We start from the raw sequence: 16376 nt of genomic DNA on the forward strand, positions 1-16376 counted from the left end.
TCTGAATACCGGGTCCGGGTCTGGATCCGCAAAACAGACGGCGTCACATTTTACGGAGGAAGCAGAGATGAGCGACATGATCGATTTTGCCACAGGCGCGCCGGGCATCGGCTCCAGGTGGACGTCGAGCGCCAAGAGCGGGGTTGGCACCGCGCTTTCGGTGGCTTCGCCGGTCTGGTTTACGCTGAGCCACGGCATTCTCAACGAGATATATTATCCCCGCGTCGACAGCGCCTGCACCCGCGATTTCGGTTTCCTCGTAACCGGCCCGGATGGCTATTTTTCCGAGGAAAAGCGCGATTGCGAGCAGGAAACAACGCCGCTTGAGGATGGCGTTCCGGCCTTTTCGATCGTCAACACCGCTCTTGATGGCGCCTACCGGATCAGAAAGCAGATCATCAGCGATCCGGCGCGGGCGGTCGTTCTCCAGCGCATTTCGTTCAGCGCGCTCAAGGGCAGGACCCGCGATTACCGGGTGACCGCGCTTCTGGCGCCGCATCTGGTCAATGCCGGCGCATCGAACTCCGCCTGGATCGGCGAGTTCGAGGGCGCGCCGGCGTTGTTTGCCAGCGGCCGTTCCCGCTATCTGGCGCTGGTATCAAGCGCGCCGTGGCGCGCAATGTCCGCCGGTTTCGTCGGGACGTCGGATGGCTGGCAGCAATTGTCCCGGCATGGACGGCTCGTTGACCAGTACCAGCGCGCCGATGACGGCAATGTGGCGCTGGCCGGCGAGATCGATTTTTCCGGCGGCGATGGTTCCGTGGTGCTGGCGCTCGGTTTTGGCCAGACCGAACACGAAGCCGCCGCCGTCGCCACGCGGAGCCTGAAGGACGGCTTCGACCACGCTCTGGATAAATTCATAACCGGCTGGCGGAAGTGGCAGGACGGTCTGGTCCCGCTCGATCGCAAGGCGGAAGACGGGATCAACGCCTATCGCGTCTCGACGGCGGTGCTGGCGACCCACCGGGCCTCGGACCGGCCCGGCGCCGCGGTTGCCAGCCTGTCGATCCCCTGGGGCTATTCGAAAGGCGATGACGATCTTGGCGGCTACCATCTTGTGTGGCCCCGCGACCTGGTCGAGACGGCCGGCGGCTTTCTGGCCGCGGGGGATGCGAAAGCGGCGCTGGCGATCCTCGATTATCTGCGCGAGCTGCAGCAGCCCTCCGGCCGCTGGGCGCAGAACTTCTGGCTCGACGGCAAGCCCTACTGGCCTGGCGTCCAGATGGACGAGTGCGCCTTCCCGATCCTGCTTGCCGACATGTTGCGGTGTCAGGGCCATCTGAACGGCAAGACAATCCGCCGCTTTATGCCAATGATAAAGAGCGCCGCCGGCTATATCCTCGCCAATGGTCCCTCCACCGGAGAAGACCGCTGGGAAGAGGACGGCGGATACAGCCCGTTCACGCTCGCGGTCGAAATCACGGCCCTGCTGGCCGCTGCCGATATTCTGGAAGCCGAGGGCGAAACGAAAGCGGCCCATCATCTGCGCGAGACGGCCGATTGCTGGAACGAGCAGATCGAGAAATGGACCTTCGAGGGCGATCCGGACCTCTGCCGGTCATTGGATATCGCGGGCTACTACGTCCGCATTGCCGCGCCCGGGGCAACGGATGCCGCCGGTCCGGCGGGCGAAACGCCGATCCGCAACCAGACGCCCGACCGTTCGATCATGGCGAGCGATGCCGTGATCAGTCCGGACGCGCTGGCGCTGGTGCGCTTCGGGCTGCGCGCGGCGGACGATCCGCATATCGTCGATACCGTCAAGGCGATTGACCACACGCTGCGTATGGAACTGCCGCAAGGCCCGCTCTGGTACCGCTACACCGGCGACGGTTACGGCGAGCATGAAGACGGCCGGGCTTTCGACGGCATCGGTCAGGGGCGGCCCTGGCCCTTGCTGGCAGGCGAGCGCGCCCATTACGAGCTTGCCGCCGGCCGGACCGATGCGGCCAAGGCCCTGCTCGAAACCTTCGAGAAATCCGCCAATGCCGGCGGGCTGCTCCCGGAGCAAAGCTGGGATGGCCCCGATATGCCGGATCGCGAACTTTATTTCGGCCGGCCCTCGGGCAGCGCGATGCCGCTGGTCTGGGCGCATTCGGAGCATATCAAACTGCTGCGCTCGCTTGCCGATGGCGCCGTGTTCGACATGCCGCCGCAGGGCCGGAGCCGCTATATCGAGAAGCAGACAGCGTCAAGAATACGGATCTGGCGGTTCGACAACAGGCTGGCCACGATCCCGGCCGGCAAGAAGCTCAGGATCGAACTGGCGGATGCGGCAACCATCCACTGGAGCGCCGATGGCTGGTCGACCGTCAAGGACATCAAGACGAAGCCATCGGGGCTCGGGACCCATTTCGCGGATCTGCCATTGAAGGGCGTGGAACCCGGACATGCCGTGGTTTTCACTTTCTTCTGGCCGGAAAGCGGGCAGTGGGAGAATGTAGATTTCACCGTTCGCGTCGGCGAACAGGTCGATCGGCAACTGGAAACGGAGTTTTGACATGCAGATTGGAATGATGGGTCTTGGACGTATGGGCGCCAACATGGTGCGGCGTCTCATGAAGGACGGCCATGAATGCGTCGTCTACGACGTCAACGCCGACAACGTGGCCGCACTGGTCAAGGAAGGCGCGGTCGGCGCCAGTTCCGTCGAGGACCTTGTCGCCAGGCTGGAAAAGCCCCGCGCGGTGTGGATGATGCTGCCGGCGGCGATCACCCCGCGGATTGCCCGCGATCTTGCGGACAAGCTCGAAAAGGGCGACGCCATCATCAATGGCGGCAATTCGCACTACCGCGACGCAATCGACCTCGCCGCGGAATTTTCGCCCGCCGGTATCGACTTCATCGACGCCGGCACGTCGGGCGGCGTGTGGGGTCTCGAGCGCGGCTATTCGCTGATGATCGGGGGCCCGAAGGCTGCGGTAGAGCGGCTCGACCCGATCTTCGCCTCGCTTGCGCCGGGCGCCGATGCGGGGGCTGCGCCGGAGGCATCCACGGGCACGGCCTCAAAGGGCTATCTCCATTGCGGGCCGACGGGGGCGGGCCATTTCGTCAAGATGGTGCATAACGGCATCGAATACGGCGTGATGGCGGCCTATGCGGAAGGGCTGAACGTGCTGAAGGCGGCCAATGCCGGCAAGTCCGAACGCGAAATCGACGCCGAGACCACGCCGCTCTCGAACCCGGAATACTACCAGTTCGACATCGATCTTGCGGCCGTGACCGAGGTCTGGCGCCATGGTTCGGTGATCGGCTCTTGGCTTCTGGACCTGACCGCTGCGGCGCTGAAGGAAAATCCGCATCTCGAAGGTTTCGACGGTCGGGTGTCGGATTCGGGCGAAGGCCGCTGGACATTGCAGGCGGCAATCGACACCGGCGTTCCCGCGCCGATCCTGTCATCGGCGCTGTTCGAGCGGTTCTCCTCGCGCGGCGAGGCGGAATTCGCGGGCAAGGTTCTCTCGGCGATGCGCTACGCTTTCGGCGGCCATCTGGAAAAATCGTGACGGGGCGGAGATCGAGACGATGACGGAGCAAAAATCCGATGCCCTGGTCGTGTTCGGCGTGACCGGCGATCTGGCCCACAAGATGATCTTCCCCTCGCTTTACGCGATGGTGAAGCGGGGCGCGCTGGTGACGCCGGTGATTGGCGTCGCCTTCGACGACTGGACCCTCGACCAGCTCATTGCCCGCGCCAGAGACGCGGTGGAGACCCATGTCGAGACGATCGACGAGGCGGTGTTTGCGAAATTCACCGGGCTTCTATCCTATGTTTCCGGCGATTATCGCAGCCAGTCGACCTTCGACACATTGCGCGAAACGCTCGGCGACGCCAAAAGCCCGCTCTATTATCTCGCCATTCCGCCATCGCTGTTCGAAACGGTCGCGGGCGGGCTCGACAAGGCGGGGATCGCCAGCGGCGCCCGACTAATGGTGGAAAAGCCGTTCGGGCGCGATCTGGAATCGGCCGAGGCGCTCAACGCGGTGCTGCATACGGTGTTCGAGGAGGATGCGATCTTCCGCATCGACCATTTCCTTGGCAAGGAGGCGATCCAGAACCTGCTTTATTTCCGCTTCGCCAATGCCTTTCTGGAGCCGGTGTGGAACCGCGACCATATCGACAGTGTCCAGATCACCATGGCCGAGGATTTCGGCGTTTCGGGACGCGGCAAGTTCTATGACGAGGTCGGCTGCATCCGCGACGTGATCCAGAACCATCTGGTCAACGTGCTGCTGCTGCTGGCGATGGAGCCGCCGGTGACTGGTTCGTCCGACGATCTGGTGGACGAGAAGGTGCAGATCCTGAAGGCGATCCCGCCACTGACCCACGAGGACGTGGTGCGCGGCCAGTTCGACGGCTATCTCGATGAGCCGGGCGTTGCCGCCGGTTCGACGACGGAGACCTTTGCCGCCGTGCGGTTTCACCTCAACACCTGGCGCTGGAGCGGCGTGCCCTTCTTCATCCGCGCCGGCAAGAACCTGCCCGTTCACGCGACCGAGGTCGTGGTGCGGTTCAAGCGCCCGCCGATCGCGCTTTTCGACACGGTGGAACATTCCAGCGCCAATTATGTCCGCTTCCGGCTGGGGCCGGAGATCGCGATCGGCCTTGGCGCGCGGCGCAAATCGCCGGGTGAGGACATGCGCGGCGAGGCCGTGGAGCTTGCCGCCGTCGATGACGGCGTCGGTGATCTCGCGCCCTATGACCGGCTGATCGGCGATGCCATGGCCGGGCGGCGCGAACTGTTCACGCGCGAGGACGCAGCCGAACTCGCATGGACGATCTTCGAGCCGATCCTGGACGACAAGGCTCAGCCGGAAACATACAAGCCCGGCACCTGGGGCACCGAGAAAATGACACGCTTTGCCCCGCCCGGCGGCTGGTTCGATCCAGCGCAATCCTGAAGGAGCGAGATATGGAACAGACCAATCTGAAAGGCAGCGAGCGCCGCGTTCTCGCCATCGATATCGGTGGCAGCCACGTCAAGATCCGCTCCAGCGCCGGCGGCCCGGAGCGGAAGGCCGACAGCGGAAAAGAGATGACCGCCGCCGAGATGGTGGCGGCGGTCAAGACGATGGCGGAGGGTCTCGATTACGACGTCATCGCGATCGGCTATCCGGGACCGGTGGTCCATGACAAGCCGATCGCCGAGCCGGCGAACCTCGGCGAAGGCTGGGTCGGCTTCGACTACCGCCAGGCCTTCGGTTGCCCGGTCCGCATCGTCAATGATGCGCTGATGCAGGCGCTGGGGTCCTATCAGGGCGGCCGCATGCTGTTTCTGGGGCTTGGCACCGGTCTGGGCGCAGCCATGATCGTGGAGAATGTCGCCCAGCCCATGGAGATCGCCCATCTCCCTTACCGCAAGGGCAACAGCTTCGAGCATTATGTTGCCGAGGCATATCGCGAGAAACACGGCAAGAAGAAGTGGCGCGAAAAGGTGCATGATGTCGTGGAGACGCTGACGGCGGCGCTGGAGCCGGACTATATCGTCATTGGCGGCGGCAATGTCGTCAAGCTGGATGAACTGCCGCCAAAGTGCCGCCGCGGCGACAACACGCTGGCTTTCGACGGCGGTTTCCGCCTTTGGCAGGATGACAGCCTGACGGTCTGACCCGTTCAGGAGCGGATTGAAAACTTGCCCATCAACCTCACACTCTGGCGCTTTCGTTTCACGCTGGCGTTTCTGGCGGTCATGCTCGTCGCCAATACCCTGGCCGGTACGTTTTCCGGCGAATTGCCGGCGAACGCTCTGGCAGACTGGGGCATCGGCAAGGATGCCGTGTGGTCCGGAGAAGTCTGGCGATTCGTGACGGCCACTTTTCTTTCTCACGACCGGGGCATGCTGGTCCGCCAGCTTCTCTTCGCGGCCGCCATTTTGGGCTATACGGAACGGAAGCGGGGTAGCGTCTCGACCCTTGTCCTGTTCTTCTCCCTCGATCTTGCGGCATCTGGCCTGCTGTTGCTGGGGGTTGCCCTGTGGCCGGACACCACCGGCCTGTCGGCGGCGCATGATGTCGGCATGTCGCTGGGCGGGTTCGGGCTTATAGGACTTGCCGTGACCGGCATGCGCTGGCGGTTTCCGCTTTTGGCAGCCATTCTCCTGATGATCGGGCTGAAGATTGCGTTTGCTTTCGATCCGCTTGCCGACATCGGCCACATCATCGCCCTGTGGCTCGGATTTCTGCTGGGATTGGCGCAACTCAGAATGTCGGGGAGGTAATACCAAGGATCAGTGATTAGGACCCATATGATGCGCGCTGGAATGGCCATCCGAGTAGGAAAACACCGCAGAGCGATGCTTGAGCATCGCGCGAGGATTTTGACGCCCTCGGGGGCCATTCCAGCCGCACCCTTTTAGGGCCGGGCGATTTTGAAAGCCTGCGTCGTTGAAAATCCTCGCCGTAGCTATGGCTACGACTGCGGTTTTCGCCTAGCCGGCTTTCAAAATCGCTCCGGTCATATGGGTTCTAATCACTGATCCTTGGTATAAGCCCGGTCGCGACCCGATGCATATGCCCAGGCGCGATGAAGCTGTCCAAACGGGAGCCCCTCCGGCCGCGGACGAAGCGGCCTTGGCAAATTGACCATTCGTCGTCGGCACGTTACGATTCCGAACGGTGAGGCGGCCGGTTCTTCGGGCCGCCCTTTTTGTCGGGTCATCCATGGTTTCTGAAGGCGAACAACCCATACCGGCCAAGCGCCGAGCCGTCTCATTCGTCCGGAAGTTCGGACCTGTGCTGGCCACGTTCATTCTGTTCGGCCTCGGCGCATTCGCCGTCTATGAGGCATTGCACGGGATCACGATTTCCGAGGTCATCAGCCGGATAAGACTGACGCCGACACATTCATTGCTTGTTGCCGTGCTGGCCACCGCCGGCGGCTATGCGGCACTGATCGGTTATGACTGGTCGGCGTTGCGCTATGTCGGCAAAGGGGTTCCCCTTCCGACCTTGTCACTGGGCTCCTTTACCGCCTATGCGCTCAGCAATTCGATCGGGCTTGCCGTCCTGTCCGGCGGCGCCGTCCGGTATCGGTTCTATCGCGGCCTTGGCCTTTCCCTTGCCGATATCACCGTGGTCTCGAGCTATTGCGCCATGGCGTTCGGTGTGGGCGTCACCGTGATCGGGTTGGCGGCGATTGCCTGGCATCCGGCGGCAATCGAGCACTTCGTTCCGTTGTCGGCCGAAACGATCAGGGTCGCGGCGCTTGCGGCCTTCGCAGTGGTGACGATTGGCGTCGCCTGGAGTTCGGTTGCCCGGCATCCGATCGGCTTTGGCCGTTTCAGATTTGTCATGCCGCCGCCCCGCGATGCGGCGCTTCAGATTCTGTTCTCGCTCCTCGACATCATCTTCGCGGCGGCAACGCTCTATATCCTGTTGCCGTCCGGCGCATCGGCGGTCGTTACCTTCCCGACCTTCGTTGCGGTTTTTGCCGCGGCTGCCGTCGCGGCGGTGCTCAGTCACGTTCCGGGCGGCGTCGGCGTTTTCGAGGCCGTCATCCTTGGCGCATTCGCAACCGTGTCGGATCAGGCGGCAGGCGTCGCCGCGGCGCTGCTCGTCTACCGGATCATCTACTACCTCCTGCCGCTCATGGCCGGCGTTCTGATCCTTGTCGGGGTGGAGATCCGCGAAAGAGCAGCGCCGCTGACAAGGCCGGGAGGCAAGGCGTTGAGCGCGTTCTCGGTGCTATCTTCCCTGACCTCCCTGATGCCCTCCGTCGCCGCCGGCCTGGCTTTTCTTGCGGGGCTTATCCTCATCCTCGATGGCATTATCCCGATCCCGAAACCCATTCTGGAGGAGTTGCAGCCGGCGGTACCGCTCGGCCTCTTCGAGTTTTCAAACGTGATCATGGGCGTGACCGGCGGCATTCTCATCGTGCTTGCCAATGGTTTGCGGGCGCGCTCGCGCAGCGCCTTCTACATGGCGATAGCGATCCTGGGCCTCGCCGTGATTTCCCTGCTCCTTCAGCGGCTCGATTTCGGTCTCGCTTTCGCGCTTGCCTTTCTGGCGGCGGTGCTATGGGTCTCACGGGATCGTTTCGATCGCAGGACGCCGCTTTCGGCCGGCCAGCACTCCATGACGTCGCTTGCGCTCTGGGCCGGTTTTGCCATTTGCGTTGTCCTGTTTTTCCTGTTCGCCCAGCAGGATGCCGAATATTCCCATTCCCGCTGGTGGCAGTTCGCATTCGACGCAAACATGCCGCGGGCGTTGCGCACGGCCGGCATCAGCGTTTCGGTGTCGCTGATCGTGCTGTTGTTCCTCGCGCTGAGGCCAAGGGCAGGGGCCTCGCCGTCAGGCTCCGAAGCCGATCTCGCTCTCCTGCGTTCGCTGATTGCCCGTCAGGATGATCCCGATGCGAATTTTGCCCTGTCGGGAGACAAGCTGTTTCTGTTTTCGGATGATCAGAGTGCCTTCGTGATGTATGGCCGCCATGGCCGCAGCTTCGTGGCTCTCGGCCCTCCTGTCGGACAGAAAAATGCGACCGCGGAACTGATCGATGCCTTCGTCTCCGAGGCGAAGCGAGCCAATTGCCGGCCGGCCTTCTACCAGATCGCGGCCGACGACCTGGCAATTTTTGTCGATGCCGGCTTCATGCCGAGCAAGCTCGGCGAGGAGGCCGTGGTGGATCTCGGAACCTTTGCCCTGGACGGACCGGAACGGCGCAAGCTGAGACAGGCCTATAACCGTGCGACCCGCGACGGCCTGACGATGGAGATCGCCTCGCCGCCCCATTCTGCGGCTTTGATGGCCGAACTGAAAGTGATCTCGGACGAATGGCTCGGCGAGAAACATGTGCGGGAAAAGCGGTTCTCCCTTGGCCGTTTCGACGAGGACTATCTCCAGAACTTCCGGCTGGCGCTGGTGCGCAAGGAAAGCCGGGTCGTCGCCTTCGCCAATATCTTCGAAACCTCGACACGAAAAGTCGGTACCATCGATCTGATGCGCCACGCCTCCAGCGCGCCGTCTGGCACCATGGATTTTCTTTTCGTCGCGCTGATGCTCGCTCTCAAGCAGGAAGGCTTTCGGCAATTCTCGCTGGGAATGGCGCCGTTGAGCGGGCTGGATTCCTCTCGGCACCCGAGAATCTGGGAACATGTGGCGGGGTCCGTCTCCCGGCTTGGCGGCCATTTCTACAATTTCGCGGGCCTGCGCGATTACAAGGACAAGTTCGCGCCGGACTGGCGCTCGCGCTATCTCATGACCTGGGGCGGCATCGATCCGCTGCTGGTCGCCAATGATGTGAACGCGCTCGTCAGCGGCGGGCTTCGCGGCGCGATAACGCGCGGCGCCAAAGGCAAGGAAGACGACGAGTGATCGGCCGGTTCGGAGGCGGGGCCGTTGCGGCCCGTGACATGTTTGTCTCGCCTTCCATTGGATATTCGCGGAAAATCTGAAACCATCATAAAACCGCGTCGAATGGGGCGCGCGTATTTCTCGGGAGGCGGGGCGTTGGCGACTGGGCAGGACGAAAAACAGCCGGCGGGGCTGGCAGCTTTGTCGGTTTCGGCGCTTGGCATCGTCTATGGCGATATCGGCACGAGCCCACTCTATGCCTTCCGCACGGCGCTCGGCAGGGCGACGCCGGACGAGATGTCGGTGCTCGGCATCCTGTCGATGATCGTCTGGTCGCTGGTGATCGTCGTCTCGCTCAAATACCTGCTGCTGGTCATGCGCGCCGACAATAATGGCGAGGGCGGGGTTCTGGCGCTTCTCGCCCTTCTCCAGCCCTGGCGCGGAGCATCGCGCAGGGGTAAAGGCGTTCTGCTGGTGATCGGTCTGTTCGGCGCCGCGCTTCTTTATGGCGACGGGATGATCACGCCGGCGATTTCCGTGCTGAGCGCGGTCGAAGGCATCCAGACGATCGAACCGACGATCTCCGACTTTGTCGTTCCGATCACCATCGTGATCCTGCTCGGGCTCTTTTCCGTGCAATGGCGCGGCACGGCCCGTGTCGCGGTGCTGTTCGGACCGGTCATGCTCGTCTGGTTCGTGGTGATCGCTCTGCTTGGCCTCGCGCAGATCATGCAGCACCCCGTCGTGCTGAAGGCGTTGAGTCCGCTTTATGCCGTGGAATTCGGCATCGCGAGGCCGGGGGTCACGGCGATGGTGATGGGTGCGGTGTTCCTTGCCGTCACCGGATGTGAGGCGCTTTACGCCGATATGGGCCATTTTGGCCGCCCGCCGATCAGGCTTGCCTGGTTTGCCTGCGTCTTTCCCTGCCTCGTCATCAACTATTTCGGGCAGGGCGCCCTGGTGCTGTCCGACAGCGCCCATGCGGGACAGACCTTCTATGGCCTGGCACCCGGCTTCTTGCGCATTCCGCTGGTCCTGCTTGCGACGGCCGCGACCATCATCGCCTCCCAGGCCGTGATTTCGGGGGCCTTTTCGCTGACCCGCCAGGCGGTCCAGCTCGGGCAGTTTCCCCGGGTCGAGATCCGTCAGACCTCCGCGGAAGAGACCGGACAGATCTACGTGCCCGCGATCAATCTGTTTCTGGCCGTTTCCACCGTGGCGCTGGTGCTGGCCTTCCGCAGTTCGGAGAACCTCGCGGCGGCCTACGGCATTGCCGTCAGCACGACCATGGTGATCACCACGATCCTGCTCTATTTCGTGATGGTTTACCGGTGGAAGTGGAAAGCCCGCTTCGTCCTGCCGCTCATACTCTGTCTTGCCTTGATCGACCTGACCTTTCTCGCGGCCAACAGCCTCAAGATCATGGAGGGCGGGTGGCTTCCGCTGGCGGTCGGGGCGGGCATCTTCGTCATCATGCGGACCTGGGCATCCGGGCGGGGCAGGCTCATCACCTATCTGAACCGGAACGGACAATATATGGATGCGTTCCTGGACGACCTCCGTCACAAGAACGTCCCGCGGGTCCCTGGCACGGCGGTTTTCCTGACGGCATCGCTGCCGCACGTGCCGCCGGCGCTCCTGCACCAGTTCTGGCATCTGCCGGTGCTTCACGAGCGGATCATTCTCCTGCATGTCGAGAGCGAGGAGGTGCCGAAGGTCAACGCCCGTCAGCGGCTCGAGGTCAAGGATCTCGGGCAGAACTTCTCGGTGGTGCACGCGCATTACGGGTTCATGCAGTCACCGAATATCCCGGTCGCGCTCAGGCTTCTCGGCGAGATCGACGACAGCCTCGATCTCGATCACGTCACCTATTTCGTCGGGCACGAGACGATCATTCCCTCTCAGGATGCCTCCTTCCTGCGCCGCTGGCAGGAGAAGTTGTTTGCGGTGTTGACGCGCAACGCTGTCAGGGCGACGGCTTTCTACAAACTGCCGCCTGAAAAAGTGGTCGAGCTCGGCATGCAGATAGAAATCTGACAGACCAGCGGACCGATTTCCCCGTCAGCGCTTTATGGAGGAAAACCGCGGGACGCCGTCGTTCCGGAAAAACCGGAACGGGCGCTGTCAGTCAAGATGGAACATTTTCTTCAGTTCCACCTGAACCGGGGATTTGTCGGGGTTGGTCTCCATGATGTCTGCCATGAAGGCCCACCAGCGCTGCGCGATCTCGGTATCGGGGATGGCATCCATCCGATGATCGTCGCTGCGCTTCAGCACCGCGAACAGATGATGGGTCTCCTCATCGAGCCAGATCGAATAGTCGGAGACGCCGGAATCCTTCAGGAGGGCTGCGAGCTCCGGCCAGATCTCGTCATGGCGGCGCTTGTATTCCTCCGTCTGGCCACGGTTGAGGTTCATGCGGAATGCGATGGTTTCCATGCTCTTCTCCGCTTCGTCGCCGCTCACACGATACCACCGCCGGCGCCGGTGACGGCCGGGCGTTCGCCGGCGACCTTCTGGCGATAGCCGGCCGCGCGATAGGTCGCGATCGGATCGATGGCGCCGCCGGCCTGTCTGCGGGCCATGGCGAGGATCGGGCCGACATCGATGCGGAAGGCGTCCTTCAGCGTTTCGGATGCCATCATCGCGTCATTCTCGTCCTGATAGCCGGACAAGGCGGCGCGGTCGACCAGAAGCGCCTGCGCATAGGCGCGGCGGACTTCGATGGCCGAGCGCATCAGGCTTTCGATCGGGTCGGTGACATTGTGCGACTGGTCGAGCATATGGGCGGGATCGAAACCCTCCGTGCCTTCGGCATCCACCAGTTCGTTGAACACCAGGAACAGCCGGAACGGGTCGATCGAGCCGGTGTCGAGGTCGTCATCCCCATACTTCGAATCGTTGAAGTGGAAGCCGCCGAGCTTGCCGAACTGGATCAGGCGGGCGACGATCATCTCGATATTGACGTTCGGCGCATGGTGGCCGAGATCGACGAGGCAGAAGGCCTTGGGCCCGAGCTCCCTGGCGATGAGGTAGTTCGTGCCCCAGTCCTGCACCACGGTGGAATAGAAGGCCGGTTCGAAGATCTTGTGTTCGGTGAAGATCCGCCAGTCGTCGGGCAGCGCCGCATAGACGGATTTCATCGCCTCCAGATAGCGCTCGAACTGCCTGGTGAAATGGCTTTGTCCGGGAAAGTTTGAACCGTCGCCGATCCACACCGTCAGCGCCTTGGAGCCGAGCGCCTTGCCGATTTCGATGCATTCGATGTTGTGGTCGATCGCCTGCTGGCGTGTCGCCGCATCGGTATGGGAGAGCGAGCCGTATTTGTAGGAATGGTCCTGTCCCGGCTGGTCCTGGAAGGTGTTGGAGTTCATAGCGTCGAAGCCGAGGCCGAGGCTTTCGCCTTTCTGGCGGAGTTCGGAAAGGTCGTCGACCTTGTCCCACGGAATATGCAGCGAAACCGTCGGCGTCGCGCGGGTCAGTTCATGGATCACCGCGCAGTCTTCGAGCTTGTCGAAGATGCCGCGCGGCTCGCCGCCGCCGGGGAACCGGGCAAAGCGGGTGCCGCCGGTGCCCACGCCCCAGGACGGCACGGCGACGCCGTAGCCGGCGACCTTTGCCGTGACGTCGTCTATGGCGATGCCCTGCCGCGCGAGCCGCTCGCCGAGCGTGTTGTAGTCCTGCTCGAGCGCGGTTGCCCGTTTCTCGTTCTCCGCGGCCAGCACGTCGCTATCGATCATCCGTTCCATGTCTTCCTCCCGTTGCAGGCCGGGCCTGCTGAATTCGTTTTCCCCAAGATGTCTCCGCCATCAATCTCCCCCCTTGAGGGGGAGATGTCGCGAAAGCGACAGAGAGGGGTATGGGCACAAGCCGCAATCTCTGTGCTCACCGAAAGGGTTCACCCCTCTCTGCCCTGCCGGGCATCTCCCCCTCAAGGGGGGAGATCGACCATGCGGCAAGCCCTTCTACCCCTACCGTGGAAACGACACTGCGTTGCCGGCGTCCACATTGATGATGTTGCCCGTCGATTTCGCCGACATGTCGGAGGCGAGGAAGTAGATGGCTTCCGCGATATCCTCCGGGTATACCGAGCGCTTCAGCATGGAACGATCGCGATAATGCGCCTCCAGTTCGTCGGTCGACATCTTGTAGGCGGCGGCGCGCTGTTCCTTCCACTCGCCGGTCCAGATCTTCGAGCCGCGCAGAACGGCATCCGGATTGACGGTGTTGACGCGGATCTGGGCCTCGGCCCCTTCCAGCGCCAGGCAGCGCGCCAGGTGGATTTCGGCCGCCTTGGCGGTGCAATAGGCCGACGCACCCGGTGAGGCGGCGAGGCCGTTCTTCGAGGAGACGAAGACGACATTGCCGCCGGCATTCTGGTAGCGGAACAGCCGGAAGGCCTCGCGCGAGACCAGGAAATAACCGGTCGCCAGAATGGAGATGTTCTTCTCCCAGAGAGCAAGCGTCGTCTCCTCGACGGGGGCGGATGAGGCGAGGCCGGCATTGGAGACCAGAATATCGAGCCCGCCGAATTCGACCACCGAATCGGCAAAACCCTTCGCGACTTCGGCCTCGTCGGTGACGTTCAGGTGAACGCCGCGCACGATATCCTTGCTGAAGACCGAAGAAAGCTCCGCTGTGGCAATCTCAAGCGCCGCATCATCGATATCGGCAAGCACCACGCAGGCGCCCTCGCTGGCCAGCCGGAAGGCGGTTGCCTTGCCGATGCCGCCCGCGCCGCCGGTAACGAGCGCTATTCTGCCGGCCAGCGGTTTCGGCTTCGGCATGCGCTGGAGCTTCGCCTCTTCCAGAAGCCAGTATTCGATGTCGAAGGCTTCCTGTTCGGAAAGGCCCTGATAGGCGGAAACGGACGAGGCGCCACGCATGACGTTGATCGCGTTGACGTAGAATTCCGCCGAGATGCGGGCCGTCGCCTTGTCCTTGGCGAACGAGATCATGCCGACGCCGGGCACGAGATAGATGACGGCGTTCGGGTCGCGCATGGTGGGGGAATTGGCGTGCTTGCAGCGCTCGTAATAGGCGGCGTAGTCCTTGCGGTAGGCGGCGATTGCGTCGGGAAGGCCGGCAACCGTCTTGTCGATATCCGGGTTCTCCGGGTCGAAATCGACGACCAGCGGACGGATCTTGGTGCGGAGAAAATGATCCGGGCAGGAGGTGCCGAGGGCTGCCAGTTCGTTAAGCCGGTTGGAGCCGACGAATTCGAGCACGGCCGGTTGGTCGTCGAAATGACCGAGCTTGCCTTCGGTCTCGGAAATCATGCCGCGGATCTTCGGCATCAGCTTTTCGGCAATCGCACGGCGCTCCTCTGCCGGCAGCGTCTTCACCTTCGGCCCGCCGAAGACCGGGCCATCAATCCTGGTATCGAGCCAGTCCATCGCCTTGTTGATGATCTCGAGCGTGGTCTCGTAGCTTTCCTTCGCGGTGTCGCCCCAGGTGAAAAGGCCATGGCTTTCGAGGATGACGCCGCGCGCATCCGGGTTTTCTTCGCAGAACCTGCCGAGCCAGAGGCCGAGTTCATAACCGGGCCGTTTCCAGGGCAGCCAGCCGATCTCGCCGCCGAAAATTTCCTGCGTCAGGACCTGTGAATCCACCGAGGCGGCAATGGCGATGATCGCGTCGGGATGCATGTGGTCGACATGTTTTTTCGGTACGTAAGCATGCAACGGCGTGTCGATGGAAGCGGCGCGGGCATTGAGGTTGAAGGTGCAGTGGGGGAGGTAGCCCACCATCTCGTCCTCATGCTCGAGCCCGCGGTAAAGCCCTTTCAGCGCATTGAGCTTGTCCATGTAGAGCGTGGCGAAACCATCCATCTTGATGGTGCCGACATCGCCGCCCGAGCCCTTGACCCAGAGCACCTCGACCTCTTCGCCGGTGAGCGGATCTTTTTCCATTACCTTGGCCGACGTGTTGCCGCCGCCGTAATTGGTGATGCGCTTGTCGGAGCCCAGGAGATTGGAGCGATAGAGCAGGAGCTCGGATTCGCTCATGCCGGTCGCCTTGCCGTCATCCCACAGGTTTTCGAGCCGGGCGGCCCGGGTGTCATTCGCCATTGTTTCCTCCTTCGGGGCCTTTCGGCTGGTTCTTCCCCGGCAAAATCCATGCGAAAGGCGGTATTGTCAATCATTAACGATCAAGTTCGATCATAAATAACGATATTAGATAGAAGATGATTATTTTTGATTGACATTGATGGGAATTCGCTGAACTCTGTCGAAAAGTGAGGGGCCATGCACGAAAAAGAGCGTCATCGCATCATCCTGTCAGCGGTACAGGAAAAGCCGGTCGTGACCGTGGCGGAGCTCGTCGACCTGACGGAGAGCTCCGAGGCGACGATCCGGCGTGATATCGCCGCTTTGCATGTGGCCAAGCGTCTGAGACGCGTGCGCGGTGGGGCCGAAGCCTTGAACCCGCCGCAATTCGTCGGCCTTGCGGGGCGTCCCTTCAGCGTCAACCAGACCATGAATGTCCGGCAGAAACAGGCGATCGCAAAGGCGGCCGTGGCGCTTTGCGATGATGGCGACTCGGTGATCATCAACGGCGGCACGACCACGTTTCAGATGGTCCATCACCTTGCCAACCGCAGACTTCAGATCTTCACCAATTCCTTCCCGATTGCCGAACATCTTCTGAAGCATTCGAAGAACACGGTGATGCTGTCGGGCGGGGTGATCTATCGCGAGCAGAATGTGATCCTGAGCCCGTTCGAAAACGATGTGACCCGTAATTTCTGGGCGAAGCGCATGTTCATGGGCGCGAAGGGGATCGGCCCGCTCGGTCTGATGGAGGCCGACCCGCTTCTGATCCAGGCCGAGCAGAAGCTGATCGACCAGGCAGAGGAGCTCGTGGTTCTCGTCGACTCGTCGAAGTTCAAGCAGCGGTCGAGCCTGATCCTGTGCGGTCTCAAGCGGATTTCGACCGTGATTACCGATTCCGGGCTGCAGGCGTCCGACGTCCGCATGCTGGAGGAGGCCGGCGTTTCGGTGATCATCGCCGATGCGCAGGCAATGGAGGAAACCGGTTCCGGCTGAAGCTCACAGGAGGTCAGCCAGAACCCCGTTCATCAACCG

Annotated in this window: 11 protein-coding genes; 8 read left to right on the top strand and 3 right to left on the bottom strand. The window is 62.4% G+C overall.

The genetic code is table 11. From position 1 onward, the window contains the following. The first annotated feature begins 67 nt into the window (after positions 1–67). From Mame_RS23525 to Mame_RS23555, 7 genes are all read left to right on the top strand, one after another. Positions 68–2500: a glucan 1,4-alpha-glucosidase gene (locus Mame_RS23525; protein WP_018064003.1), complete on the top strand. Its 2433-nt coding sequence runs from the start codon at positions 68–70 to the stop codon at positions 2498–2500. A gap of 1 nt (position 2501) precedes the next feature. Then, positions 2502–3503: a phosphogluconate dehydrogenase (NAD(+)-dependent, decarboxylating) gene (gnd, locus tag Mame_RS23530; RefSeq protein WP_018064004.1), complete on the top strand. Its 1002-nt coding sequence runs from the start codon at positions 2502–2504 to the stop codon at positions 3501–3503. A gap of 19 nt (positions 3504–3522) precedes the next feature. Further along, positions 3523–4899, top strand: coding sequence for a glucose-6-phosphate dehydrogenase (gene zwf, locus Mame_RS23535; protein ID WP_018064005.1), 1377 nt, complete (start codon positions 3523–3525; stop codon positions 4897–4899). 11 nt (positions 4900–4910) lie between these two features. Further along, positions 4911–5606, top strand: a complete 696-nt coding sequence (locus tag Mame_RS23540) for an ROK family protein (protein ID WP_018064006.1) — start codon at positions 4911–4913, stop codon at positions 5604–5606. A gap of 24 nt (positions 5607–5630) precedes the next feature. Continuing rightward, the gene (locus Mame_RS23545; RefSeq protein ID WP_018064007.1) at positions 5631–6215 is read left to right on the top strand and encodes a rhomboid family intramembrane serine protease; all 585 of its coding nucleotides are present in this window, start codon (positions 5631–5633) and stop codon (positions 6213–6215) included. 514 nt (positions 6216–6729) lie between these two features. Further along, entirely contained in the window at positions 6730–9309 is a 2580-nt protein-coding gene (mprF, locus tag Mame_RS23550) for a bifunctional lysylphosphatidylglycerol flippase/synthetase MprF (protein ID WP_018064008.1), read from the top strand. A 102-nt stretch (positions 9310–9411) separates the two neighbouring features. Beyond that, positions 9412–11325 (top strand): potassium transporter Kup, encoded by a 1914-nt coding sequence (locus Mame_RS23555; protein WP_033409752.1) that lies wholly within the window; start codon positions 9412–9414, stop codon positions 11323–11325. 87 nt (positions 11326–11412) lie between these two features. Here Mame_RS23555 and rhaM read toward each other — a convergent pair whose 3' ends face one another. The 3 genes from rhaM to Mame_RS23570 form a co-directional block, all read right to left on the bottom strand. Next, a complete protein-coding gene (gene rhaM, locus Mame_RS23560) occupies positions 11413–11727 on the bottom strand; it encodes an L-rhamnose mutarotase (RefSeq protein ID WP_018064010.1) in 315 nt (104 codons plus the stop codon). Positions 11728–11750: 23 nt separating this feature from the next. Continuing rightward, positions 11751–13037: an L-rhamnose catabolism isomerase gene (gene rhaI, locus Mame_RS23565; RefSeq protein ID WP_018064011.1), complete on the bottom strand. Its 1287-nt coding sequence runs from the start codon at positions 13035–13037 to the stop codon at positions 11751–11753. Positions 13038–13259: 222 nt separating this feature from the next. After that, positions 13260–15359, bottom strand: a complete 2100-nt coding sequence (locus tag Mame_RS23570; RefSeq protein WP_018064012.1) for a bifunctional rhamnulose-1-phosphate aldolase/short-chain dehydrogenase — start codon at positions 15357–15359, stop codon at positions 13260–13262. Between the two features lie 177 nt (positions 15360–15536). Between Mame_RS23570 and Mame_RS23575 the strand changes: the two genes are divergently transcribed. Further along, positions 15537–16337: a DeoR/GlpR family DNA-binding transcription regulator gene (locus tag Mame_RS23575; protein WP_018064013.1), complete on the top strand. Its 801-nt coding sequence runs from the start codon at positions 15537–15539 to the stop codon at positions 16335–16337. The last annotated feature ends 39 nt before the right edge of the window (positions 16338–16376 follow it).

Source organism: Martelella mediterranea DSM 17316 (genome assembly GCF_002043005.1).
Lineage (GTDB): Bacteria > Pseudomonadota > Alphaproteobacteria > Rhizobiales > Rhizobiaceae > Martelella > Martelella mediterranea.